The organism is Ruegeria sp. AN11 (assembly GCF_056536005.1).
Genome location: NZ_JBQFJD010000001.1, coordinates 3,239,623 through 3,262,932, shown reverse-complemented (window position 1 = coordinate 3,262,932; position 23,310 = coordinate 3,239,623). Strand labels below are relative to the sequence as shown.

The window sequence follows — 23,310 nt, the reverse complement described above, 5'->3', positions numbered from 1 at the left end:
CCCCCAACGCACCGGTTCAGACTTTGACGCGCTCGGATTTAGGGTCATACATCGGCTTCAGCGATGCCTCTGCCCTAACCTTCACACCGCACACGTCGATCTCATAGCTCGATGCCAATACATCAGCCGCCTTCTCGCCCTCACATGGCACGTATCCCATACCAACGGCGCCGCCCAGCGTGTGGCCATAGTTGCCTGAGCTGAGATAGCCGACATACTCACCATCGCGAATGATCGGTTCATTGTGGAACAGCAGCGGCTCTGCATCGGTCAGCTTGAACTGCACCAGGCGACTCTTTGGCCCGCTTTCCTTGCGCGCGATTACCGCCTCGCGGCCGATGAAATCACTGCCCTTGTCGACCTTGACAGCGAACCCGAGTCCGGCGTCGACAACATGGTCTTCGCAAGTGATATCGTGGCCGAAATGGCGGAAGCCCTTTTCGATCCGGCAGCTGTCCATCATGTGCATCCCACACAACTTCAGCCCCATGTCCTGACCAGCCTCGTGCAGTGTTTCGAACACATGACCCGCCATGTCAGACGAGACATAGATTTCCCAACCAAGTTCACCCACATAGGTCACGCGATGCGCGCGGGCGAGCCCCATGCCGATCTCGATCTGCTGTGCGGTACCAAATGGATTGGTTGCGTTGGTGAAGTCGTTGGGCGAGACCTTTTCAAGCAGCGCGCGGGCGTTCGGACCCATCACGGCCAGCACCCCTTCGCCCGCGGTGACGTCAGTGATGACCACGTTGAAATTGCCGGCATGGCGTTGCATCCAGGTCTGATCCGCCAGACGGGTCGCCGCCGGAGTGACCACCAGATAGGACGTTTCAGTCAGGCGGGTGACCGTCACATCCGCTTCAATCCCGCCGCTGCGGTTCAGGAACTGGGTATAGACGATTTTGCCATTGGGCACCGAGTAGTCGCCGCCGCCGATATAGTTCATGAACGCCTCGGCATCCGGACCTTCCACCCGGATCTTGCCGAACGAAGACATGTCGTACATGCCGACATTCTCGCGCACGGCGCGGTGCTCGGCGGCCGAATTCTCGAACCAGTTCTGGCGCTTCCAACTGTACTGATACTCACGCTCCTGCCCTTCACTGGCGTACCAGTTGGCACGTTCCCATCCGGCTAGTTCACCAAATACCGCGCCCTGTTCCTTCAGGTGGTGGTGGAACGGTGTCCGCCGCACACCGCGCGCAGTCGCCTTCTGACGATAGGGGTAGTGATCGGCATAGAGCAGGCCCAGCGTCTCTTTCGAGCGTTCGAACAGGTACTGTTTGTTGCCCTGGAACGGCTGCATCCGGCTGATATCCACATCGCCAAGGTCAAACGGTTTCTCACCCGTATCCATCCATTCGGCCAGTGCCATCCCCGCGCCACCGGCGGACTGAATGCCGATCGAGTTGAACCCTGCCGCGACCCAGAAATTGTCCATCTCGGGCGCAAGGCCAAGGTGGTAGGCATCGTCGGGGGTAAAGCTCTCAGGGCCGTTGAAGAAGGTATGGATTCCGGCCTCGGCCAGCATGGGCATCCGGTTGCAGGCATCTTCGAGGATCGGTTCGAAATGGTCGAAATCCTCGGGCAACTGGTCGAATTCGAAGGTATCCGGGATACCGTCCATGGCCCATGGCTTGGCGTTCGGTTCGAACGCGCCCAGCAGGATTTTGCGCGCGTCTTCCTTGTAATAGGCGCATTCATCCGGCACCCGCAGCACGGGCAGCTGCGTCAGACCATCGATGTTCTCGGTAACGATGTAGAAATGCTCGCAGGCGTGCAGCGGGACGTTGACGCCCGCCATCCGGCCAACCTCGTGCCCCCACATGCCTGCACAGTTCACCACCATGTCGCATTCGATGTGGCCCGAGGCGCTGCCGTCATCGGCAACCCAGTCCACACCTGTCACCTTGCGGCCCTGTTTGACGATCTCGGTGACTTTCACGCGTTCTTTGACAATGCCGCCGCGCTGCCGTGCGCCCTTGGCAAGCGCCAGCGCGATATTGGCAGGATCGCCCTGTCCGTCCAGCGGCAGGTAAACCGCACCCTTGACGTCTTCGAGGTTCAGATGCGGATAAAGCTCCGCCACGCGCTCGTTCGTGATTTCTTCGACCTCGACCCCGAATGCCCGCGCCATGGCGGCCTGGCGATAAATTTCTTCCTTGCGCTCTTCGGTCAGGGCCACGGTGATCGATCCGCAGCGCTTGAACCCGGTCGCGACGCCGGTTTCCTCCTCAAGCGAGCCATAGAGTTCCTGACTGTACTTCGCCAGTTTGGTCATGTTGGCGGTCGCGCGCAGCTGCGCGATCAGACCCGCGGCGTGCCAGGTGGTGCCGCTGGTCAGTTGCTTGCGTTCCAGCAGCACGACATCTGTCCAACCCTTCTTGGTCAGATGATACGCGACCGAGCATCCGATAACGCCGCCGCCGATGATGACCACTCGGGCCTTGGTGGGAAGATCAACCATCCTGATGTCTCCGCTGTGTCAGGTTTGGGATAAAATGCCACGGATGTGCGACAACAAATGCATCAAAATCGTCAGGTCCTCTGCAAAAATCACCTTTGCGAAGATGCCCGCTTTTCCCGCCGCAGAACAAACGGCGTGATTCCATAAAAGCTCTTGTAAATCGACGAGAATCCGTTGGGAAATCCGCATGCCAGGCCGATCTCGCGCACGCTCATGGTGGTGTTCAGAAGCAGATTGTTCGCGCGCGCCAGCCGCATTTCGCGGTAAAATCCGTTTGGTGTGGTTCCGAAGATCGACCGGAACTTGCGTTCGAGCGACCGATTCGACAGCCCCAGCAGATTGACGATGTCCTGGATCGGCAAAGGGTCTTCGATATTGGCCTGCATCAGCTTGATGCACTGGTCCAGTTTTGCATCCCCGGTCGCCGTGGTCCGAACCCCGGAAAACGGCTGCTGCGAGGAAAAGTCCCGGATGTTTTCGTGCAGCATGATGTCAGCAACCGTCATCCTGGCAGGGCCCGAAACATGGCGCCCGATAACGGCCAGGGCGACATCGGTGGTCGCCTCCATTCCGGCGCAGGTGACGACCGAACCCTGCTGGGTTGCGATGGACATCTTGGCTTCGAACCGGGCGCCCCTTTCGCGCAGGAAAGATGCGTTTTCCCAGTGGGTGGCCATGTCATCCGTGCCCTGCTCGTCAATATAGCGGCTGGCGGCCTCGGCCAGCAAAAACACCTGCGCGCCGCGGTAGGTATAGTCCGACACCACCCGCCCAAGTGACAGGTCCGGCAGGTCCGGGTCGGAATTGCCGATCACGAACAGATAGTCGGCATCAGGTTGTGCAGAAACCGGTTCGGTTGAAACGGTTGCGCCGCTGCTGCTTTCGACAGGGCCGCCTTTCAACGACCGATAGGTGTACCGGAACGGAGGATTCGGGCAAACGCGGTTGGCAATCCGCAGGACATCGACCAATGACGCGAGCTCCAGCAAAACGTATCCCGGCGCAACCATGATATCGAACTGATGCTGTTTGCCGGATCCCTGCGGTTCGGGTCCTGTCCGCTTTTGCATTCTTGTGCCCTCAGACAATCCTGTGCCCGGCTGCGCGCAACTGTTCGGCCAGTGCCTCGATATGGTCCGGACCGACCTCGCAACAACCGCCTACGATCGTGGCCCCCTGTTCCACCCAGCGCATGGCGTGTTCGGCGTAGACCTGAGGCCCCAGATCGCTGCGCTGTTCAAGCGCGTCGACGGTCGGGGCGTCCTTCAGAAATCCCTCGGAAATTTCGGTGAATCCATTCGCATAGGCGCCAAACGGTCTTCCCATGTTCGCGATGATTTGCAAAGCCGCAGGCATGGCCTCGGGTGGCGAGCAATTGACGAGCACGGCCTCTGGAGCAAAGCGGTCGACCAGAGGTGAGATTTCCGACAGGTGTTCACCCGACCGCAAACGTGTGCCGTCTGTGTCATCGACGGTCAGGGCCAGCCAGACGGGACGCCCGCCATCGACTGTGCCGCGCAACGCACCTTCTGCTTCCTGTACCGACGAAACGGTTTCAATCAGGAACAGGTCGACCCTGTCAGCCATCAGTTCGACAAGTTCGGCGTATTTCGAAGCGGCGTCCTCAGGATCGGGCCGCAGGTCGGGCCTGTAGGTGGCCAGCAGCGGACCCAGCGACCCTGCAATGCGCCCTTTGGTTCCCGCGCGTGCGCGTTCTGCCTGAGACAGGGCGGTGTCCGTCAGCGCTCCGATCTGGTCTTCCAACCCCACACGTTCCAGGCGCGAACGGTGAACGGCATAGGTATTGGTGGTCGCGATCGTAGCGCCGCGGCGAAAATAATCTGCGTGAACGTCGCCCACCAGTTCCGGGTGATCCATCATCACCCGCGTTGACCAAAGCGGCGTTGCCCGGTCGCCACTGCGTTTGACCAGTTCCTGCCCGATGGAGCCGTCCAGAAGGGTGATGTCTGCCATGTCTTACCTCGTTACGGAATCAGGACCAGTTTCCCCGGAAACGCTTTGGATTGGAAATCTTCCTGCGCCCGGGCAATGTCTTTCAGAGGATACGTCTTCGAAACAAGCGGCCTGATCCGCCCTGCATTGATAAGTTCGACAAGCCGTCCGAAAACGTCGAATGCCTGGTGTGTACAGCCATGAATGGTGATGTCCCTCAAATAGATATCGCGCAGATCCGCTTGTACAATCGGGCCTGCTATGGCGCCGGAAACGGCGTATTGCCCGCCCGGCTTCAGCGCCAGAATCAACCCCGGAAATGCCGGTCCGCCGACGACGTCGACCACCACATCGAACATGTCTGGCGGCAAGGCCGCGTCGCGATCAAAGGTATCTATCGCACCCTGTCCCTTGACCACGTCTGCTTTGGAGGCGCTGGTTACACCCCAGACCGAAGCCCCCCGCAATGTTGCAAGTTGGACGGCAGCCAGCCCGACCCCACCGGATGCCCCGGTTATCAGAACCTTTTGTCCGGCCGTTACACCTGCGCGGGTCAGCAGGTTTTCGGCCGTGCCGAAAGCGCAGGGTATTGCCGCAATCTCGGTGTCCGACAGGGGTGACACTGACACGTCGTAGAGGTCGCTTGCCTCGACCAGGCAGTATTGCGCGAAGGCGCCGTCAATCTCAGAACCCAATGCAATGAAACCGCTGGGTTGACCGGGGCGCGGGCGCGGCAAGTTGATCGGACAGGTGACACGTTGACCTGGCTGGAATCCGGTGCCGGACCCTGTCCGCTCAACGATGCCGCACAAATCACCGCCCTGTATTCTGGGAAACTGCAGAGCGCCGCCCCAACCGCCGGCATCGACATCCTGATCGACCGCGTCCGTTGCACCCGTGACATCCGGTGAATACCAGCCAACACGCGTGTTGATGTCGGTATTGTTGACGCCTGCCGCAGCCACCCGGACCAGAACCTGCCCGTGTCCGGGGGTGGGTAGGGGAATATCCTGACGCCATTCCAGTGCCTCCGGCCCGCCATGGCGTGTCAGGTAAACACCGGACATTGTCTCCGGATGGGTCATTGCCATCTCTCCCCGTTACAGGTTTTGCGGATGCATTATGCCCGACAGCGGTGTTGCATCAAATTGCGGGTCCGCCTGACTTTTGGCCGACCCGCAGTTTTCCCTGATGGATCAGGCACGCAACCGCGCGTTTTCCGGATCCCAGAGCGGCTGGTCCTGCTGCACGACGGCTCGGCATTTCCGACCGTAGATTTCGACCTCCAGTTCGGTGCCCGGAGCAGCCAGATCAGGACGCACCATGCCCAGTGCGACCGACGCATTTATGCGATACCCCCATGCACCGGATGTGGTTTCACCCACGATCTGACCTTCATGCCAGAGGCATGACATGTACGGTGCGTCGCAATCTCCGGCCTCGACCAGCATGGTGACGAACTGCTTTTTCACGCCCTGCTGCTTTTCATTCTGGATCGCAGCCTTGCCGGGGAAGTCCTGTGGTTTGTCCAGTTTCACGAACCGCTCCAAACCGCCTTCCAGAAGCGAGTAGTCGGTCGACAGGTCGCCTTTCCACGCACGATAACCCTTTTCGACACGCAGGGAATTGAGCGCATACATCCCGAAGGGCTTGGCACCCGCGTCAATGATGGCGCCATAGATCGCTGGCATGTGTTCGTTCAGGGCATGAACCTCCCAACCCAGCTCACCTGCGAAGGAAACACGGATCAGGTAAGCGGGTTGCCCGGCGACGGTTGCCGACTGGTGGGTCAGCCATCCGGTCGACAGGTCCGCATCGGTCATGCCCGACAGGATCTCTCGCGACTTCGGCCCCGTGACGATCAGTGTATCGCGGGTGGTGGTCACATCCTCGACCGAAACGCCTTCGGGCATAGCGTTCAGCAGAATGTCGCGGTCATGCCACTGGGCAGTTGCGGCCGTGATCATGACGAACTCGTCCTCGCCCATCCGGATACAGGACATCTCGGTCAGGATGCGACCACGATCATCAGAGATATAGACAAGGTTCATGCGACCCGTCTTGGGCAGGCCACCCGTGACCAGACCACGCAGCGCCTCGGCAGCACCTTCGCCCTTGACCATGAAGCGCGAGAACCCCGGCAGATCCAGTACACCACAATGGTCGCGCACGGCCTCGCATTCCTCCTTTACGCGCTGCTCCCACGGGCCCGAGCGGCCCCATGTGTGGGTGGCTTCAAGCGACGTGTCGTCGCCGGGCTGCGCAAACCAGTTGGCCCGTTCCCAGCCGTTATAGGCGCCCATGACACCGCCCAGCTCTTTCACCTTGGCATGAACCGGCGACAGTTTCTTGTCGCGCGCGGCGGGCCATTCGTGCTGGGGGAAGTGCATGGCGTACTCGTTGCCATAAACTTCCAGACCCTTCTGGTTGCAATAGTCCTGATCGGTGTAATCGGTGTAACGGCGCGGATCGACAGCCCACATATCCCACTCGGTCGCGCCATCGACGATCCATTCGGCCAGCACCTTGCCCGCGCCACCGCCTTGCGCGATGCCAAAGGTGAATGTGTGCGCCTCGAACGCGTTTTTCACACCCGGCATTGGACCGATCAGCGGCAGACCGTCCGGTGCATAAGGGATCGGGCCATTGATCACGCGGCCCACGCCCGAGGTTGCCATCAGCGGCACCCGTTCCATCGCGTCGGTCACGATGTCCTCAATCCGGTCCAGATCATCATTCCACAGCTGGAAGCTGAAGTCCTCGGGCATCGGGTCATCTTCTGTCATCCAGTGGCCCTTACAATTGGGCTCATACGGGCCAAGGTTGAAGCCGTTCTTCTCCTGACGCAGGTAGTACGAGACATCCACGTCGCGCAGCAGCGGCAGCTTCTTGCCCCCGTTTTCCTTGGACCACGCTTGGACTTCGGGGATTTCGTCGGTCAGCAGATACTGGTGGCTCATGACCATCGCGGGAACGGTTCGGCCGCCATAAGGTTTGAACCACTCTCCCACACGCTGCGCGTAGTAACCGGCGGCGTTGACCACATAATCACAGGCGATATCGCCCTTGTCCGTGTGTACGGTCCAGGTGCCGTCGTCATGCTGGGTCACGCCGGTTGCCGGGCAGAAACGGATGATCTTCTGGCCCATGTCGCGGGCCCCCTTGGCCAGCGCTTGCGTCAGCTGCGCGGGGTCGATGTCGCCATCGGTCGGATCATACAGAACCCCCTCAAGATCATGCGTTTCAAGGAAGGGATAGCGTTCCTTGGCCTCTTCCGGGGTCCACATCTCCATCGGGATGCCCTGGTAACGGCCCATCGACATCGCCCGCTCAAATTCCTGCATCCGCTCCTTGCTGTGCGCCAGACGGATCGAGCCGGACTGGTGGTAGTTCATCGGATAGTCGACTTCTTCGCCCAGCCGCGCATACAGCTCGGTCGAGTAGCGCTGCATGTTCATGATCGCCCACGAGGTCGAAAACGTCGGCACGTTACCCGCCGCGTGCCAGGTCGAACCTGCGGTCAGCTCGTTCTTTTCCAGAAGAACGCAGTCGGTCCAGCCCTTCTTGGCCAGATGGTACAGCGAGGAAGCCCCCACCACACCGCCACCGATAACAACCACTCGGGCTTTTGTCGGAAAATCATTCATGTTGTTTGATCCCTGTTACTGTGCCTCTTGAGGCAGATCGTCCGTGATGTCGTAGTAATCGCCCTTGTCGGCCACGAAGATGTGGCGGGCGAGCGTGAGGCCCGTGGGTTCGTCAAGCGCCCCCATGGAAATCGAAATCGTGTCCTCGTCATTGTGTTGCCAGAAAAGGAACGAGCCGCAGGCGCTGCAGAAACCGCGTCGGGCGATATTCGAGGCACGAAACCAGCTGAGCGTGTCACTGGCGGAAAAACTGAGATTGTCCTGATGCGTCGAGGCGGACGCCCAGATATGACCCGACTGCCTGCGGCATTGACCGCAATGGCAGGCCGAGGGCGGTGAAAGCTCACCGTCGACCGCGAAGGCAACCGAGCCGCACAAACATGATCCTGTCTGCATTCTATTACCCCCTTGCTGTAGGCGTGGTGCTGGTTCCCAGCAGCACACCGTAAATGATGAAACATGCAGCCATGATCCGGCGCACCCAGATGTTGAACACCGCGCCCAGCGCCGCCTTGCCCATGAGCGCGCCCAGAAGTGTGAAGCCGGTATAGCTGAGTGTCGTAATGACCAGCGCTGTTGGCATGATGACCGACATTTGCTGCCAGATCGGCACATCGGGCTGCACGAATTGCGAAAACGCGGCCAGGTATCCTGCGACACTTTTGGGATTGATCGTGGCGATGGCCAGTGCATGCAGATAGACGTGCCGCGCTGGACGTTCCGTGGCAGGTACCGGCTTTGCCGCGTTCATCCAGCCGCGCACGCCCATCCAGATCAGGAACCCTGCCCCGATCAGTTTGGCGATGAAAAACCCGGTTGGGGACGCCGCGATCAATGCGGTCACGCCCAGTGCCGACAGGATCAAAAACGCGCTGGCCTGAGTCACAATGGCCAGAACACCCAGCATCGCCTTGGCAAATGGCAGGTTCATCCCGTTCGAGATGCAATTGACCGCGTTCGGCCCCGGTGTGGTAACGAATACCACCCAGAACAGCGCGAATATGGTCCAGGCCTCAAAGCTCATCAGTATACCGGCGGGGCGATGACCCAGACCGCAACCGCGGGCTCGTCATAGGGGTTGGACCATTGATAGGGCTCGTGCTTGATCCGAAAACTGTCACCCGGACCGACCGTGTATTCACGATCGCCGATTTTGAGATCAAGCCGCCCGGAGACCATGTAACCGACCTCTTGCGTCGGGCGATTTGCAGGGGTTTGCATGCGGGACTGGGGTTGAAAGGTAGAATGCACCATCTCGAAATCGTCGGTCAGATCAGGAGACAGCAGTTCTTCGATCAGCCCTTCTTCGCCGGACCCCATCGGACGCCGGGATCCGGCCCGGACGACATAGCCCTGTTCGGCGGCAGGCGCCGCGGAATGCGCAAACAGCATCGACATCGGAACACCAAGACACTGGGCAATCTGGCGCAGATCCGAGATCGATGGTTCGGACTTGTCGCGCTCAACCTGGCTGAGCCAGCCGACGGACCGGTCCAGACGAGTCGCGATATCGGTCAGCGTCAGCCCGCGCGCCTTGCGCAGGGCGCGGATGTCCGCTCCGAGTGTCGCGCTTTGCGGGGCCTGGCTGTTCACGGGGGCCACTCCGATTCTCGTGAAATTTTTTCCTCGTTTTTCACGATGGCGCGATTCCGTGAAAATTCCAAGCATTTTTTCACTTGGGTCGACCTGTCCGATTGGCTATGTCCCACTCATGTGGATTGCAGTGATCTATCTTTGGGCGGTTAACGGTCTGACCCTGCTGTGTTTCGGCTGGGACAAGGTCCGGGCGCAGCGGCGCAAGCGCAGAATCCCAGAACGCAGGTTGTTGTGGCTTGCAGCCCTCGGCGGCAGCCCCGGCGCGTTGCTTGGACGATGGCTGTTTCGGCACAAATCCCGAAAACGCGGATTCTCGGCCTGGCTGTTCGGAGTTGCCACGTTGCAGGTCTTGGCCCTGTATCTTGCCATGGCCAACGGCCTGCCGACCCTTATGCAGTGACAAGACCTGACTGCACCGTCAGTCAGCCGATGTTGCGGACATAAATCTCGGTGGTGGCGGAACAGCGTTCCGTCAAAAGTTCAAAGCCTGCTTTCCGAAGCACGCGGGCAGAGGCTGGATTTTCGCGACCGACACCGGCAACGAGTCGCATGGCAGGGCCTGACAGCACTGCGGTCTGAAGCCCCTTTAACAGTTCGGAGGCATAGCCGTTTCCCCAGGCAATTTCTGCAATCAGATAGCCGATATGGACACTCGGAGGCGCATCACCGTCCAAATCCACGGCCAGCACCATCAGTCCGATCAGCTTATTGTCGCTGCTTTGACGCACCAGCAGAATGTCGCTTTCGGCGTGACGAGCCTCGATCCAGGCTGAGATGTCCCGGTCCCGCAACTGCATGGGCGGCGGCAGGTTTTTCAAGACCGCAGGGGTCAGTAGCGCGGCAAGATCGTCAGCTAGCTTGCGCCGCAAGTGCGGTTCGGCAAGATGGTCTTTCCAGTGGCTGACCGAAAGCCGTTGAGTAGAGAATTGGTGTGGAATCATGCCGGACCCGCCAGGTTTCGAGGCCTTCGGAGTTTAGCGGGTCTTTGCGTGAAGCAAAATGTCGAAGTCCGAGAGTGGGCCTTTCGCCCCCTGCGTTTCCATCAGGCTCGCGCGAAAGTTTTGGACAATATCTCCGTCAGGTATTCGGCGTCATCCTCCGAAAACGCATCGGGCAGATCGCTGTCGATGTCGAAAACCGCGATTACCTCACCTGCGGCATTGTGAACAGGCAGGACCAGTTCGGATCGGGTTGAGGACGCGCAGGCGATATGCCCCGGGAACGCGTCGACATCCGGAACAAGCTGCACCTGCCCTGTGCGCGCAGCCGCACCACAAACACCCCGGTCGAAGGGAATGACCAGACATCCATGCCCCCCCTGGTAAGGGCCGATTTTCAGCAACCCCGGTTCGGTCACCCGATAAAACCCGGTCCAGTTGAACCGGTCGTCGGAATGATGCACCTCGCAGGCGACGGTGGCCATCAGTGCAACCTCGTCACTTTCGCCTTCGGTCAGAGCGGCAATGGTTCTGGCCAGCATGGTGTAGTCTGCCGTCATGGTGGAAGTCCCGTCTGTGGTGGGTAAAGGGGGCGCTGCCCCCTCTTGAGCCGTTGGCTCAATTCACCCCCGGAGTATTTGGAAAAAGATGAAGGGTCAAACCCGTTCGATTGCTATTGCGGTGCCTTCGCCGCCGCCGATGCAGATGGCTGCCACACCCCGCTTGAGGTTTCGTTTTTCCAGAGCATTGAGCAGCGTCACCATGATTCGGGCACCTGATGCGCCGATCGGATGACCCAGGGCGCAGGCGCCACCATTCACATTCACTTTTTCACGCGGCAAACCCATTTCGCGCATGAACGCCATGGGAACGACGGCGAAGGCTTCGTTCACCTCCCACAGATCGACGTCATCCTTGCTCCATCCGATGCGGGACAGCAGCTTTTGCGCCGCCGGAACCGGAGCGGTCGTAAAGAGGCCCGGAGCCTGCGCGTGGCTGGCATGCCCGAGGATGCGCGCCCGAACGTTCAGGCTCTGCGCCTCGGCCACTTCGGCGGAGGCAAGAACCAGCGCCGCCGCACCATCGGAGATCGATGAGGAGTTGGCGGCTGTTACGGTCCCGTCCTTGCGAAACGCGGGTTTCAGGGTCGGAATCTTTTCCGGCCGCGCCGATTTTGGCTGTTCGTCAATATCTTGTGTGAATTCACCTTTGCGGGTCCGCACGACGTGCGGCGCAATTTCGCCGTCAAACGCCCCGTTTTCCTGAGCGGCCAGCGCGTTGGACAGAGACTGCAGCGCGTATTCGTCCTGTGCCTCACGCGTGAATTGATAGGCCTCGGCGCAGTCTTCGGCGAAGGTGCCCATCAGGCGGCCCTTGTCATACGCGTCCTCAAGCCCGTCCAGAAACATGTGGTCCACCACCTGACCGTGACCGATTCGCGCCCCGCGGCGCATTTTGGGCAGCAAGTAGGGGGCGTTTGTCATGCTTTCCATACCGCCCGCGACCATGGTGTCGGCATGACCCAGCGCAATCTGGTCAAACGCCATCATCGCCGCCTTCATCCCGGACCCGCACATCTTGTTCAGGGTCGTTGCGGGCACGTCTTCGCCCAAACCGGCGGCGAAACCGGCCTGCCGCGCCGGAGCCTGTCCCTGACCGGCGGGCAGAACGCAGCCCATCAGAACCTCGTCCACGGTCTGTACTCCGGCCCCCTTCATGGCCGCTCGAATGGCCGTGCCACCCAGATCGGCCGCCGCAACCCCATCGAACATGCCCTGAAACCCGCCCATTGGTGTGCGGGCTGCACCCGCGATCACGACCTGCTTCATCCGGATTCTCCTTCTCGTTTTCCGGGTTCTGAATACCGAATGGTAAGAATTGCCGTCTAGCGTATTTCTACGAGGATTTTTCATTCTGGAGGGCAATTGGACATGGGTCTGATCAGTACGGCAACCGGTGAGACGCAGGTGATCAAGGTTCAGGCAGACCGGATCGACGCCGCCATTGCGATACAGTTCAAGGAAGATATGCGCAATCAGACCGACGGCTGCGCGGGCCGGGTGGTGCTGGACCTGTCGGATGTCGAATTCATCGATTCCAGCGGACTGGGTGCCATCGTCGCATCCATGAAACAGCTTGGCGATGACCGCAGCCTGGATCTGGCGGGTCTGCATCCGTTTGTCGAGAAAGTATTTCGGCTGACCCGCATGGATACAGTTTTTCGATTATTTGCGACGCTGGAAGACGCCCTGACGCCGACTGCGGATTAAAGTTGCAAAGGAAACCATTCGCGTGGCTTCTGTTCATGATCATGACTTTCTGGAACTGAGCTTTGCCGCAACCGAAGCTGAGGCGAGCATGGGTATCGCCCGTCTTAGCGCCGGCCTCGCCGAGCGCGGATTGCCCGCGCCAAAGGAAAGCGACGTCAAAATCGCGCTGGCCGAGGCGATAAACAACCTGGTTGAACATGCCTATGCAGGCATCGCCCAGCCCGTGTTCTTGTCAGGTGCCGCCGGCACAGGGATCGGCTTGTTATTATCATTACGGATACCGGCAACCCTTTGCCGGGGCGTCGAGTGCCCGATGTTATTCCGGCGGACGTCAACGCAACCAGACAGAGTCTGCCCGAAGGGGGATTCGGATGGCTCCTGATTCACCAATTGACCAGCGCCATCCATTATGAACGGCGCGAAGGGTGCAATAGGTTGTCTTTGCGCTTCGATTTCCCGGATGAGGCGAATTGACCCAAAATGGCCACAATAAGGCCCAGATCGAAACATTGTCGCGCCGCAAATAATTGGCAAAAGGGTCTTGTAGCTCAGATAGCTTCCCTCGGCGCCTAGCATCACAGCCCCCACCCAGTGACCGGCGCCGAGGAACCTCCCCTCAAGTTGACTGGACATTCCTCTGCCGCGCGATACGGTCTGCGCGTTCAATGAGGAGAGCCCCGTCATGCGCGATTTGCACAAACCCGGACGTTCCGAAGTACTGGCGACCGAAGGCATGTGTGCGACGTCACACCCTTTGGCGGCCAAGGTGGCGCTGGACATACTGGCGCAGGGCGGAAACGCGATGGACGCCGCCATCGCCGGTGCGGTTTTGCTGGGTATTTGCGAACCACAAATGACCGGTCTGGGTGGCGATTGTTTTGTCCTGTTCAATCGCGCAGGCGAGAACGAAATTCGCGCGCTGAACGGTTCAGGCCGCGCGCCCCAAGCAGCAGATGCAGAGGCGTTGCGCGCAAAGGACCTGAAGACCGTGCCCCTGAACACTCCGGATGCGGTGACAGTTCCGGGTGCTGTTGATGCGTTTTGCCACCTGGCGGAAACGGAAGGACGGCTGGGGCTTGAGGCGATTTTGCAACCGTCCATCGACTACGCGGAGACCGGTGTTCCGGTGGCCGCACGAGTGGCCTTCGACTGGAAATCCGGCGCGGCTGTATTGCAGGGTGCGGCCCGCGACCACTATCTGATCGATGGCAAGGCCCCGGAAACAGGTCAGGTCTTTCGCGCTCCGGGTCAGGCGGAGATTCTGCGCCAAATTGCTCGTCACGGGCGCGAAGCATTCTACACCGGTGACATCGCGCAAGACATGATTTCCGCCTTGAACACACTGGGTGGGGTCCACACATCAGACGACTTTCAAGCCACCAGATGGACGCAAACCAACCCAATGAGCGGGCACTACAAAGGCACGGACCTTGTCGAACACCCGCCCAATGGGCAAGGGGCGACTGCGATCCTGTTGCTCAATATTCTGAAGAACTTTGATCTGGCCGGGATGGACCCTTTTGGTGCGCAAAGGGTTCATATCGAGGCCGAGGCCACCAAATTGGCCTACGATGCCCGCAACCGATTCATTGCGGACCCCGATCATACGGCCAGGGCCGAACGTTTCACCGATCAGGATATTGCAGACAGGCTGGCAGCGCTTATCGATCCCAAAAGCGCAATGGCGGCCGCCGCACGGCTGACCGAGTCCGTTCACAAGGATACCGTCTATATCACGGTGGTCGACCGGGACCGGATGTCCGTATCTCTCATCTACTCGATCTTCCACAGCTTCGGATCAGGGATCGCGTCTGAAAAATATGGCATTCTGCTGCAGAACCGCGGGGCGGGCTTTACGCTGCAAGGCGGGCACCCCAATGAGCTGGGCGGTGGAAAACGCCCGATGCACACGATCATTCCCGGGATGCTGAAACAGGACGGCCGGGTAGTGATGCCATTCGGTGTCATGGGCGGGGCCTACCAGCCGACCGGACACGCCAGATTCCTGTCCAATCTTGTCGATTTTGATTTGAGTCTTCAGGGCTGCATCGATGCGCCGCGCGCCTTTGCCGATGGTGGGGTACTGAAACTGGAACGCGGATATCCGCAAGCAGTAGCGCAACAATTGTCTGACATTGGCCACACTGTTTCAATTCCTGACACACCCCTCGGCGGTGCACAGGCGATCCGAATCTGTGAAAGCGGTGTTCTTGAGGGGGCTAGTGACCCCAGAAAAGACGGATGTGCGCTTGGGTATTGAGTTTCGGCGACCGGAAGGCGGCAGCTATGCGGTTATCAGTTCAGATGAAAGTGCAGCGGATACGCGCCATCCTCGAACGGGCCGAACATGTTGGGAATGTCGGGGTGCTCAACCGGCTCTCCGGACTGGTCGGCAACCAGATTTTGTTCTGAAACATAAGCAACATAGAAGGATTGGTCGTTTTCAGCCAGCAGGTGATAAAACGGCTGATCCTTTATCGGCCGACTGTCTTCAGGAATCGCCTGATACCATTCTTCCGTATTCGAGAACTCCGGATCCACGTCAAAAATCACCCCTCGAAAGGGATGTTTCTTATGGCGGACCACCTGGCCCAAGCCGTATTTGGCATTTGTCTTCAGCATTGTTTCAGCCCCCGGAGGTCTTACTACCTCTTTCCGGGCCAAAATGCCAATCATTGATCTGAAATTCAGGGAAACAGTCTGTGAACCTACTACTGACAGTGTTCGAAATTGTCGCTCCGGTATTTTTGCTTTCAGGGATTGGGTTTACCTGGGTCAGGCTGGGATTCGAGTACCGTTTGCAGTTCGTGACACGGTTTGCGATGACACTGGCCGTGCCAAGTCTGATCTTCGTCGCCCTGATGCAGACCGAAATTCCGGGCGGGGATCTGTCACGGTTCACGCTGGCCACCATTGCCGGGAATCTGGCACTTGCCGTGGTCTTCAAAGTGACCGTTCATCTTTTGAAACTGGAGCAGCGCACGTATCTGTCGCCGCTCATTTTCGGGAATACCGGAAATCTTGGGCTGCCTCTGTGTATTTTTGCATTCGGGCAGGCCGGACTGGGCTATGCGGTGATCTTTCTTGCGGTCACGGCCCTGTTTTCATTCACTTACGGAATCTATCTGGTGGCCGGAAAAGGCGCGTTTGGCAAAGTCATACGCGAGCCGATGGTCTGGGCAACGCTGTTTGGCGCCCTGTTTTTGTGGCAAGGCTGGGAAACGCCCTTGTTTCTGACCAATACGCTTGAGCTGCTGGGGCAGATGGCGGTGCCCATGATGCTGATCACGCTCGGCGTCGCGATTGCACGGCTGACCACCGACAGGCTGGGGCAGGCAATCTGGCTGTCAGTTTTGAAGCTTGGCGTTTGCATTGTTTTGGGCTGGACCGTTGCAGTGACGTTCGATCTTGGGGCCGTGGCATTCGGTGTGCTGGTCTTACAGATGTGCACCCCGGTGGCAGTCACATCGTACCTTCTGGCCGAGCGGTTCAAGGCCGATTCAGACGCGGTTGCCGGAATGGTCATGGTCTCGACTCTTCTTTCCGTGGGGGCATTACCTGTCATTCTGGCTATTGTTCTGTAACGAAAGTGATTTCCTCAAACTACAATCTGCGCTAGAATGAACAAAAAAGGCACGAGGCACATGAGCAGAATTCTAGTTGTACTCCTTGGGGTGCTGCTTTTGGCATCCTGTGGGGGTGGTTCCAAGCAACCGCCCAGCAGATTGAATGACGCGTGCAGTATTGCGCGCGAAAGGCCGGACTATATCAAGGCGTTCAAATCCACCGAACGGAAATGGGGGGTGCCCATTCACGTTCAGATGGCGACAATCTATCAGGAAAGCCGCTATCGCCACGATGCACGAACCCCGCACAAATACGCACTGGGAGTGATCCCGCTAGGCCGTCAGAGCAGCGCCTACGGCTTCAGCCAGGCCCTTGATGGCACGTGGGAGCAATATCAGCGCGAAACCGGAAAACGGCGCGCCAAGCGGGATCGCATTCGCGACGCGTCGGACTTCATCGGCTGGTACATGAACAAAAGCTACGAACGCAACGGCATCCACCCCAGCGACACCCGCAACCAGTACCTGGCCTATCACGAAGGTCACGCCGGCTTTGCGCGTGGCACCTACAACGGTAAATCCTGGTTGCTGAACGTGGCGGATGATGTCGATGCGCGTGCGCGTCTTTATCAGGCCCAGCTGGCGTCCTGCCGAGTCTGACACCATTGCGCAGGCCGGCAGTTACCCGGCCTGTCCTAATTCGGGCGTGAGAACAGGCTCTGGTTCAAGCGTCCGTCTGTTTCCAATGCGCCCAGCAGGACCGTGGTCTGCCCCCCGGCATTGTCGTGAATCACCCATTTACGCAGCTCAATGGGATCGCCTGTAAACATCAGCTCGATCCGGCCTGCGTCGGGGTTTTTGGGGTCCTGCGCCGTAACGATTGTGGCGGTCCCGTCAAACTCGTGCCCAACCACCATATTCGCCTCACCCAGATTTACATTTCGCTTCAGCACCAGTGACAACGGTGTCCGGTTCAGCGGGTATTGCTCGGGCGGCTGGTTTGATTTCGGATCAAAGATCATCACGGATCCGGAGCGCGCCAGAACGACGGCATCATTGGGGGGGTCATATTCGAACCGCATCTTGCCGGGGCGTTGAATCCAAAGCTTTCCGGTACTTAGCGATCCGTCATCGTTGACCTGAGTGAACGACGTCTGAACGGTTTTCATATCGTTCAGGTATTTTGAAATCTGCGACAATGGCAGTTTGTCTGCCGCCCAGGCCGCAGGCGCGGCCAGTGTCAAAGCAAGGGCAAAGGCTATCTGTTTCATGAGACACCAGATAAGCGCTTTGCCCTTGTTATTAAATATCCTACTGCTCGGGGACGAGGATTTCGCGTTTGCCGACGTGATTTGCTGACGAAACAACGCCTTCGTCTTCCATCTGCTCAACAAGCCGCGCGGCCTTGTTGTAGCCAATGGCAAGTTTCCGCTGAATGTACGAGGTCGAGCATTTGCGATCCTTGATTACAATCCCGACTGCCTGATCGTACAGGGCATCCTCACCGTTGGTGTTTCCACCGGTATTCAGGCCCAGAACAGCGTCGATATTGTCAGCCGTTTCCTCTGCCGGGCCATCGACCACCCCACTCATGTAGTCCGGTGGGCCGAACTGTTTCAGGTGGTTGACGATTTCCTCGACTTCTTCGTCCGAAACGAATGGCCCATGGCAGCGGGTGATCTTGGCCCCACCCGCCATGTAGAGCATGTCGCCCTGCCCCAACAGTTGCTCAGCCCCCATTTCACCAAGGATGGTACGGCTGTCGACTTTCGAGGTCACCTGGAACGAAATCCGCGTCGGGAAGTTCGCCTTGATCGTACCGGTGATCACGTCGACCGACGGACGTTGCGTGGCCATGATCAGGTGAATACCCGAAGCCCGCGCCATCTGTGCAAGTCGCTGAATGCAGGCTTCGATTTCCTTGCCCGCGACCATCATCAGGTCGGCCATCTCGTCGACGATGACGACGATGTAGGGCATCGCCTCGGGCGCGAATTCTTCGGTCTCGAATGTGGGTTCGCCGGTGTCATCGTCAAACCCGGTCTGGACCGTGCGGCTGAACAGTTCGCCCTTGGCCAGCGCGTCCTTCACGCGGCCGTTGTAGCCCGCGATATTGCGCACGCCCATTTTGGACATCTTGCGATAGCGGTCCTCCATCTCGCCCACGACCCATTTCAGAGCCACAACCGCCTTTTTCGGGTCGGTCACAACCGGGGACAGCAGATGCGGGATGCCGTCATAAACGGACAGCTCCAGCATCTTTGGGTCGATCATAATAAGGCGGCATTCATCCGGCGTCAGCTTATACAGCAGCGACAGGATCATGGTGTTGATCGCCACCGACTTACCGGAGCCCGTGGTACCCGCGATCAGCAGGTGAGGCATCTTGGCCAGGTTCGCCACGACGGATTCCCCGCCAATATCCTTGCCCAATGCCAGAGGCAGCGCGTGGTTGCCATCGCCAAAGTCCCGGCTGGCGAGGATTTCGCGCAGCACCACCATCTCGCGATTTTCGTTGGGCAGTTCGATACCGATCACGGAACGCCCCGGCAATGTCGAAACCCGCGCCGACAAGGCGGACATGGACCGCGCGATATCGTCCGCCAGACCGATCACACGGCTGGCTTTCAGGCCCGGAGCCGGTTCAAGTTCGTACATGGTCACTACAGGGCCAGGGCGGACGCTGACGATCTCACCCTTGACGCCATAATCGTCCAGAACGTTTTCCAACATCCGCGCGTTTTCCTCCAGCGCCTCATCGCTCAGATGATGGCGCTGAATGCTGGCCGGATTGGACAGCAGACCCAGCGGCGGCAATTCGAAATCCGAATGCCGTTCCTCGAACGACAAGGTCGGCTGCGCTTCGGCCTGAGCACGACGCGACGGAGGCGGGCTGCGGCGCACAGGCTGTGCCACGACCGGTTTGCGAGGCTCGGCCACCGGGATTTTCATTGCAGTGCGCGGCTCTGGCGCGGGTTCGGGCGCGTCCTCAAAAACGTCGTCGTCGTCAAAATCGGGTTCCGGCTGAAAGCCCTGCATGTGATCGGGTTCAGGCACGTACGCGTTCGGCTCAGGCGCCTGCCATTCGGGCGCCGCCCCTGAAGTCAACGGCGGTTCGGGTGGCAACCCGGCCGCAGTAATGGGTGGCTCGGGCGGCAATTCTCCGGCCCGCGCTGTGTTCAGGATCAGTGGGTCGGGCCCTCTGCCGCGGCCCTTGGTCAGCGGAAGGTTCGGATCGGGTTCGGGCGTCATCTCACCGGTGGCGACCCGGCGGCTGCGGACGGCTGCCGAAATTTTCGAACGGATACGATCCTCTCCCGGCATTTCGTCGAAACCTGCAACCGGTTCAGGGTCGACAAGCTCGGGTTCCGGCATCGGTTCCGGTCGCCGGATCAACGCGGGCATCCGCGCCAGCAGCCCGGTTTTCTGCGGCCCGGGCCCGAATTCAGGCTCTTCGAATACAGGATCGGCAAAATCCATATCGTCCTGGAACACGAGGTCATCAGCCTCGATCCGGGCGGCCTTGCGATCTTCCCACCGCGCGCGGCGGTCACGCGCGGCCTGGGCCGTGGCAGATGCGCTGCGGCCAAGACCCTTCATCAGCATGTCGTAGGACAGAACAAGACCAAGCAGGAAAGCCCGGAACCCGCGCCGGACGTCGTCTTTGGTAAACCCAAGCACAAAAACGCCCAGCGCCAGCATCCCCACCGCCATCGCCAGCGACATCAGCTTGACCATGAAATGCGAGGAAATCGGCAACAATGTCAGCAACGCACCCATCACGGTATCGCCAAACAAACCGCCCAGACCATAGCTGTGGGTGGCGCGCCATGCGTCGCCCGGCACCAAAGTCGCTGCATAAACCGATACAACCGCGATCCAGATCGGCGCAAAGATCAGGCGCGCAACGGCGCGATCTTCGCCGAAGTGACCGGCAAAGCGGATGCCCCAGCCAATCAACACCAAAGCGATGCTCCAGCTTCCCCAGCCCACGATCATGAACAGAGGCGCAGCGATCGAGGCCCCGATACGGCCCATCCAGTTCTGCACCGGCGCGTCTGTCGATACCATCCAGTTCGGATCATCCGGCGTGTAGGACCAGATCATTGCCGCTGCCGCAAAACCAAGCAGGATCAGGGCGATCCCGATCAATTCCTTGCTGCGCCGCTCAATCGCGGCCTGCGTTGTGCTGTCCAGTAAAGGATCGCGGTTGCGCGCGTTCAATGATGCCATTTTGCCCTCGTACCTCACGAATAGATGCAGTCGCGAAGCGTGATCAGCCCGCGCTGCAACTCTGTTTTTGGGGCCACCATGGCGACCCGGATAAATTGCTCGCCCGGGTTATGTCCCGGATCGCCTTGAGAAAGATATGCGCCTGGCAGGACACGCACCCCGGTCTCCTGCCACAGCTTCAACGCTGTTTCCTCGCCGTTTTCGACCGGTAGCCACAGGAAGAACCCGGCCTCAGGCGGCATATAGCCCTGCACGCCAGCGAACACCTCATCCGCAATGGCGTATTTATCCTGATAAAGCGCGCGGTTTTCCCTTACATGCGCCTCATCCGCCCAGACCTTGGCGGCAGCGGCCTGCAAAGGCGCTGGCAGAGGCGCGCCGGAATAGGCCCGCAGCTGTTTGACCCTTTTGATCGTCTCGGGTCCACCAGCAATCAGACCCGAACGCAGTCCGGCCAGATTGGATCGCTTGGACAGCGAATTGAACAGGACGATCCGCTCAGGGTCCGCTCCCAGTTCCTGCGCCACGGTCAGAATACCTGTCGGAGCTTCGTCGCGGTAAATCTCGGAATAACATTCGTCGGCGAAGATGCGGAAATCGTATCTCTCGGCCAGACGGATCAGTTCAGCCCAATAGTCCCGCGACGCAACCGCGCCCTGCGGGTTGGCGGGTGAGCAGATATAGGCCACCGCAGTTCGGTTCAGCACGTCCTCGGGCAGACCGGCATAGTCCGGCAAGTGACCAGTGGCGGCCGTGGCCGGGACAAAAACCGGCTGCGCCCCGACCGAGATCGCGGCGACCATGTAGACCTGATAAAACGGGTTCGGGCACAGCACGATCGGCTGCTGGCCGTTCTTCTGCTCCGGGCACAGCGCCATAGCTGCGTTATACAGACCTTCGCGCGTGCCATTCAGGGCCATCACGTTGGTATCGGGATCAAGCGAAACACCATAACGACGTTCGATCCAATCGGTGATCGCGCCCCGCAGCGCGGGCGAACCTTCGTTCGGCGGATATCCCTGAAAATCAGCAGCGTTTTCGGCGATGATATCCGTCACCCACGCCGGGAAATTATGCATGGGCGTGCCGATAGTCATATGAATGACCTCACCGCCCGGCTGATGGTGATCCAACAGGGCGCGCAGACGCGGGAATGCATATGCCGGTAGGTCCGAAAACCGCTCGGGGAAATTCATAACAACTGCCTCAATGCCGGGATCGTTTTTGTCCCGATTTTTTGGCAGATTACAGGGCGCACCCCGCCTCGTCCAGACAAAGAGGTGCCGAATCAGGGGATTGTGGCATTCAGGCCAACGCGGATTCGGCCGCAGATCCCAGCCGTAACAGCGCTTCTTCCGAACCGGGATAGCCTAGCATCATCAATCCGCAACCGGGTGTTCCGGTGGGCAAAGTCAGAGAAGCCAAACCCATCAGATTGCCGATGCGCGTGTTGCGCAGGGCCAGCAGATTTTCGGTGACGTAGTAGTCATGGTCGGTCATCAGACGGTCCAGATTCGGCGGCAGAATGGGTGCCGTCGGGGCCAGAACCGCGTCAAACCCGGCGGTTGCGGCGTCCCATGCGCTGCGGCAGGCCTTGAGCCTGGACCAGGCCGCTACGTAGTCCGGGCCGGAATGCGCCTTGCCGATGCGGAATCGTTCCAGAATTTCCGGATACATGGCATCGGGGTTCGCTTCGATCACGTCACGCCACAGCCCATACGCTTCTGTCGTATAGACTACACTAGTCAGACCCATGGCGTCGTTCAGTTCAGGAACATCCAGCGGTACGATTTGCGCGCCGGCCTCTCGCAGTCGGTTCAGGGCTTCCTCAAGCGCCTTGCGCGGGCCGTCCCGCAAATCATCCCTGGCAACATTCTGCAGATCGGCAAACCGCCGCCCTTTCAGGCTGGCCCCCCGCAAGTCGGCGGGAGTGCCACCTTCCAACAACGCCAGCACGTGCGCAGCATCCTCGACCGAACGGGCCAGCGGCCCAACCGTGTCAAACCGCAGGCACAATGGCACAGTGCCCTCAAGACTGACGCGTCCGGCTGTTGTTTTCAGGCCCACCAGATTGTTCCAGGCCGACGGGATGCGTACCGACCCGCCGGTATCCGATCCGATCCCGCAAGCCGCCAGCCCCCATGCTACCGAAGCCGCCGCGCCCGAGGATGAGCCGCCGGGCACCGCCTCTTCATCGTCAATACAGGGCGGCGTACCGGTGATGGGATTCAGTCCTAGGCCGGAAAAGGCCAGCTCGCTCATATGTGTCTTGCCCAGACACACCGTTCCCATGGCGGTGGCGTTGCGCACGACCACGGCATCGGCATCCGGAACGCGACCTTTCAGCAGGGCCGTGCCTGCCTCGGTTGCGATGCCTGCCGTGTCAAACAGGTCTTTCCAGCTGATTGGCACACCGTCCAGCAGGGATCGGCGCAGCCCCAAGCCAGCTCGTTCCTTTGCGGCCTTCGCTTCGGCCCGGGCGCGGTCATGGGTAACGCGGGCATAAATACGATCACGATGCGGATGCGCGTCGATGGCCGCCAGATAGGTTTCGGTCAGATCCACAGGGTCGATCTGCCCCATTCCGATGCCGCGCCCCAGATCGCACGCGGTCATGGTCAGCCACTCCTGCATCCC

General features: G+C 59.6%; 22 protein-coding genes and 1 pseudogene. 7 read left to right on the top strand and 16 right to left on the bottom strand.

Translation table 11 applies throughout. From position 1 onward, the window contains the following. Nucleotides 1–16: 16 nt before the first annotated feature. The 8 genes from ACR3EQ_RS16160 to ACR3EQ_RS16125 form a co-directional block, all read right to left on the bottom strand. On the bottom strand, nucleotides 17–2,470 hold the full coding sequence (locus ACR3EQ_RS16160) for an FAD-dependent oxidoreductase (protein WP_170614270.1): 2,454 nt from the start codon (nucleotides 2,468–2,470) through the stop codon (nucleotides 17–19). A gap of 89 nt (nucleotides 2,471–2,559) precedes the next feature. Then, nucleotides 2,560–3,540, bottom strand: coding sequence for a helix-turn-helix domain-containing protein (locus tag ACR3EQ_RS16155; protein WP_170614269.1), 981 nt, complete (start codon nucleotides 3,538–3,540; stop codon nucleotides 2,560–2,562). A gap of 10 nt (nucleotides 3,541–3,550) precedes the next feature. Then, nucleotides 3,551–4,444, bottom strand: coding sequence for a homocysteine S-methyltransferase family protein (locus tag ACR3EQ_RS16150; protein ID WP_170614268.1), 894 nt, complete (start codon nucleotides 4,442–4,444; stop codon nucleotides 3,551–3,553). An 11-nt stretch (nucleotides 4,445–4,455) separates the two neighbouring features. Then, nucleotides 4,456–5,508 (bottom strand): zinc-binding dehydrogenase, encoded by a 1,053-nt coding sequence (locus tag ACR3EQ_RS16145; protein WP_170614267.1) that lies wholly within the window; start codon nucleotides 5,506–5,508, stop codon nucleotides 4,456–4,458. A gap of 111 nt (nucleotides 5,509–5,619) precedes the next feature. Beyond that, complete coding sequence (locus ACR3EQ_RS16140) at nucleotides 5,620–8,070, bottom strand: GcvT family protein (RefSeq protein ID WP_170614266.1); 2,451 nt, start codon at nucleotides 8,068–8,070, stop codon at nucleotides 5,620–5,622. A 15-nt stretch (nucleotides 8,071–8,085) separates the two neighbouring features. Then, nucleotides 8,086–8,466 (bottom strand): GFA family protein, encoded by a 381-nt coding sequence (locus ACR3EQ_RS16135; RefSeq protein WP_170614265.1) that lies wholly within the window; start codon nucleotides 8,464–8,466, stop codon nucleotides 8,086–8,088. A gap of 4 nt (nucleotides 8,467–8,470) precedes the next feature. Then, nucleotides 8,471–9,094 carry a LysE family translocator gene (locus tag ACR3EQ_RS16130; RefSeq protein WP_170614264.1) on the bottom strand — a complete coding sequence of 208 codons (624 nt, stop codon included), beginning with the start codon at nucleotides 9,092–9,094 and terminating at the stop codon, nucleotides 8,471–8,473. After that, complete coding sequence (locus ACR3EQ_RS16125) at nucleotides 9,094–9,663, bottom strand: XRE family transcriptional regulator (protein WP_170614263.1); 570 nt, start codon at nucleotides 9,661–9,663, stop codon at nucleotides 9,094–9,096. Before ACR3EQ_RS16125 ends, ACR3EQ_RS16130 begins: the two co-directional genes overlap by 1 nt. A 58-nt stretch (nucleotides 9,664–9,721) precedes the next feature. Here ACR3EQ_RS16125 and ACR3EQ_RS16120 point away from each other — a divergent pair, with 58 nt between their 5' ends. Beyond that, nucleotides 9,722–10,066, top strand: a complete 345-nt coding sequence (locus tag ACR3EQ_RS16120) for a DUF1294 domain-containing protein (protein WP_480440844.1) — start codon at nucleotides 9,722–9,724, stop codon at nucleotides 10,064–10,066. Nucleotides 10,067–10,088: 22 nt separating this feature from the next. Here ACR3EQ_RS16120 and ACR3EQ_RS16115 read toward each other — a convergent pair whose 3' ends face one another. The 3 genes from ACR3EQ_RS16115 to ACR3EQ_RS16105 form a co-directional block, all read right to left on the bottom strand. Next, a complete protein-coding gene (locus ACR3EQ_RS16115) occupies nucleotides 10,089–10,607 on the bottom strand; it encodes a GNAT family N-acetyltransferase (RefSeq protein ID WP_480491214.1) in 519 nt (172 codons plus the stop codon). A 101-nt stretch (nucleotides 10,608–10,708) separates the two neighbouring features. Next, entirely contained in the window at nucleotides 10,709–11,164 is a 456-nt protein-coding gene (locus ACR3EQ_RS16110) for a GAF domain-containing protein (protein ID WP_170614261.1), read from the bottom strand. Between the two features lie 96 nt (nucleotides 11,165–11,260). After that, entirely contained in the window at nucleotides 11,261–12,433 is a 1,173-nt protein-coding gene (locus tag ACR3EQ_RS16105) for an acetyl-CoA C-acyltransferase (protein ID WP_170614260.1), read from the bottom strand. A gap of 102 nt (nucleotides 12,434–12,535) precedes the next feature. Between ACR3EQ_RS16105 and ACR3EQ_RS16100 the strand changes: the two genes are divergently transcribed. From ACR3EQ_RS16100 to ACR3EQ_RS16085, 4 genes and pseudogenes are all read left to right on the top strand, one after another. After that, nucleotides 12,536–12,874 carry an STAS domain-containing protein gene (locus ACR3EQ_RS16100; RefSeq protein ID WP_170614259.1) on the top strand — a complete coding sequence of 113 codons (339 nt, stop codon included), beginning with the start codon at nucleotides 12,536–12,538 and terminating at the stop codon, nucleotides 12,872–12,874. Between the two features lie 88 nt (nucleotides 12,875–12,962). Beyond that, nucleotides 12,963–13,049: pseudogene (locus tag ACR3EQ_RS16095) on the top strand (ATP-binding protein); the annotation flags it as partial. Nucleotides 13,050–13,165: 116 nt separating this feature from the next. Further along, nucleotides 13,166–13,348 carry a hypothetical protein gene (locus tag ACR3EQ_RS16090; RefSeq protein WP_480491212.1) on the top strand — a complete coding sequence of 61 codons (183 nt, stop codon included), beginning with the start codon at nucleotides 13,166–13,168 and terminating at the stop codon, nucleotides 13,346–13,348. 208 nt (nucleotides 13,349–13,556) lie between these two features. Continuing rightward, complete coding sequence (locus ACR3EQ_RS16085) at nucleotides 13,557–15,134, top strand: gamma-glutamyltransferase family protein (protein ID WP_170614258.1); 1,578 nt, start codon at nucleotides 13,557–13,559, stop codon at nucleotides 15,132–15,134. A gap of 35 nt (nucleotides 15,135–15,169) precedes the next feature. Here the strand turns inward: ACR3EQ_RS16085 and hspQ are convergent, their stop codons facing one another. Further along, nucleotides 15,170–15,496: a heat shock protein HspQ gene (hspQ, locus tag ACR3EQ_RS16080; RefSeq protein WP_170614257.1), complete on the bottom strand. Its 327-nt coding sequence runs from the start codon at nucleotides 15,494–15,496 to the stop codon at nucleotides 15,170–15,172. An 80-nt stretch (nucleotides 15,497–15,576) separates the two neighbouring features. Here hspQ and ACR3EQ_RS16075 point away from each other — a divergent pair, with 80 nt between their 5' ends. Then, nucleotides 15,577–16,458 (top strand): AEC family transporter, encoded by an 882-nt coding sequence (locus tag ACR3EQ_RS16075; protein ID WP_480491210.1) that lies wholly within the window; start codon nucleotides 15,577–15,579, stop codon nucleotides 16,456–16,458. A gap of 60 nt (nucleotides 16,459–16,518) precedes the next feature. Beyond that, nucleotides 16,519–17,100, top strand: a complete 582-nt coding sequence (locus tag ACR3EQ_RS16070) for a transglycosylase SLT domain-containing protein (RefSeq protein WP_170614255.1) — start codon at nucleotides 16,519–16,521, stop codon at nucleotides 17,098–17,100. 35 nt (nucleotides 17,101–17,135) lie between these two features. Here ACR3EQ_RS16070 and ACR3EQ_RS16065 read toward each other — a convergent pair whose 3' ends face one another. The 4 genes from ACR3EQ_RS16065 to ACR3EQ_RS16050 all read right to left on the bottom strand — a co-directional run bounded on the left by ACR3EQ_RS16065 (nucleotide 17,136) and on the right by ACR3EQ_RS16050 (nucleotide 23,307). Beyond that, nucleotides 17,136–17,711, bottom strand: coding sequence for a LolA family protein (locus ACR3EQ_RS16065; RefSeq protein ID WP_170614254.1), 576 nt, complete (start codon nucleotides 17,709–17,711; stop codon nucleotides 17,136–17,138). A gap of 40 nt (nucleotides 17,712–17,751) precedes the next feature. Next, nucleotides 17,752–20,673, bottom strand: coding sequence for a DNA translocase FtsK 4TM domain-containing protein (locus ACR3EQ_RS16060; protein ID WP_170614253.1), 2,922 nt, complete (start codon nucleotides 20,671–20,673; stop codon nucleotides 17,752–17,754). A gap of 14 nt (nucleotides 20,674–20,687) precedes the next feature. Continuing rightward, nucleotides 20,688–21,869 carry an aminotransferase class I/II-fold pyridoxal phosphate-dependent enzyme gene (locus ACR3EQ_RS16055; protein WP_480491208.1) on the bottom strand — a complete coding sequence of 394 codons (1,182 nt, stop codon included), beginning with the start codon at nucleotides 21,867–21,869 and terminating at the stop codon, nucleotides 20,688–20,690. A 109-nt stretch (nucleotides 21,870–21,978) separates the two neighbouring features. Then, a complete protein-coding gene (locus ACR3EQ_RS16050) occupies nucleotides 21,979–23,307 on the bottom strand; it encodes an amidase family protein (protein ID WP_170614251.1) in 1,329 nt (442 codons plus the stop codon). Nucleotides 23,308–23,310 lie beyond the last annotated feature (3 nt).

Bases quoted from the DNA above. Each gene is read 5' to 3' on its own strand.
- ACR3EQ_RS16110 (WP_170614261.1), bottom strand. From the start codon at position 11,164: ATGACGGCAGACTACACCATGCTGGCCAGAACCATTGCCGCTCTGACC.
- ACR3EQ_RS16055 (WP_480491208.1), bottom strand. From the start codon at position 21,869: ATGAATTTCCCCGAGCGGTTTTCGGACCTACCGGCATATGCATTCCCG.
- ACR3EQ_RS16100 (WP_170614259.1), top strand. From the start codon at position 12,536: ATGGGTCTGATCAGTACGGCAACCGGTGAGACGCAGGTGATCAAGGTT.
- ACR3EQ_RS16155 (WP_170614269.1), bottom strand. From the start codon at position 3,540: ATGCAAAAGCGGACAGGACCCGAACCGCAGGGATCCGGCAAACAGCAT.
- ACR3EQ_RS16115 (WP_480491214.1), bottom strand. From the start codon at position 10,607: ATGATTCCACACCAATTCTCTACTCAACGGCTTTCGGTCAGCCACTGG.
- ACR3EQ_RS16140 (WP_170614266.1), bottom strand. From the start codon at position 8,070: ATGAATGATTTTCCGACAAAAGCCCGAGTGGTTGTTATCGGTGGCGGT.
- ACR3EQ_RS16085 (WP_170614258.1), top strand. From the start codon at position 13,557: ATGCGCGATTTGCACAAACCCGGACGTTCCGAAGTACTGGCGACCGAA.
- ACR3EQ_RS16160 (WP_170614270.1), bottom strand. From the start codon at position 2,470: ATGGTTGATCTTCCCACCAAGGCCCGAGTGGTCATCATCGGCGGCGGC.
- ACR3EQ_RS16050 (WP_170614251.1), bottom strand. From the start codon at position 23,307: ATGCAGGAGTGGCTGACCATGACCGCGTGCGATCTGGGGCGCGGCATC.
- ACR3EQ_RS16105 (WP_170614260.1), bottom strand. From the start codon at position 12,433: ATGAAGCAGGTCGTGATCGCGGGTGCAGCCCGCACACCAATGGGCGGG.
- ACR3EQ_RS16135 (WP_170614265.1), bottom strand. From the start codon at position 8,466: ATGCAGACAGGATCATGTTTGTGCGGCTCGGTTGCCTTCGCGGTCGAC.
- hspQ (WP_170614257.1), bottom strand. From the start codon at position 15,496: ATGCTGAAGACAAATGCCAAATACGGCTTGGGCCAGGTGGTCCGCCAT.
- ACR3EQ_RS16130 (WP_170614264.1), bottom strand. From the start codon at position 9,094: ATGAGCTTTGAGGCCTGGACCATATTCGCGCTGTTCTGGGTGGTATTC.
- ACR3EQ_RS16145 (WP_170614267.1), bottom strand. From the start codon at position 5,508: ATGACCCATCCGGAGACAATGTCCGGTGTTTACCTGACACGCCATGGC.
- ACR3EQ_RS16070 (WP_170614255.1), top strand. From the start codon at position 16,519: ATGAGCAGAATTCTAGTTGTACTCCTTGGGGTGCTGCTTTTGGCATCC.
- ACR3EQ_RS16065 (WP_170614254.1), bottom strand. From the start codon at position 17,711: ATGAAACAGATAGCCTTTGCCCTTGCTTTGACACTGGCCGCGCCTGCG.
- ACR3EQ_RS16060 (WP_170614253.1), bottom strand. From the start codon at position 20,673: ATGGCATCATTGAACGCGCGCAACCGCGATCCTTTACTGGACAGCACA.
- ACR3EQ_RS16150 (WP_170614268.1), bottom strand. From the start codon at position 4,444: ATGGCAGACATCACCCTTCTGGACGGCTCCATCGGGCAGGAACTGGTC.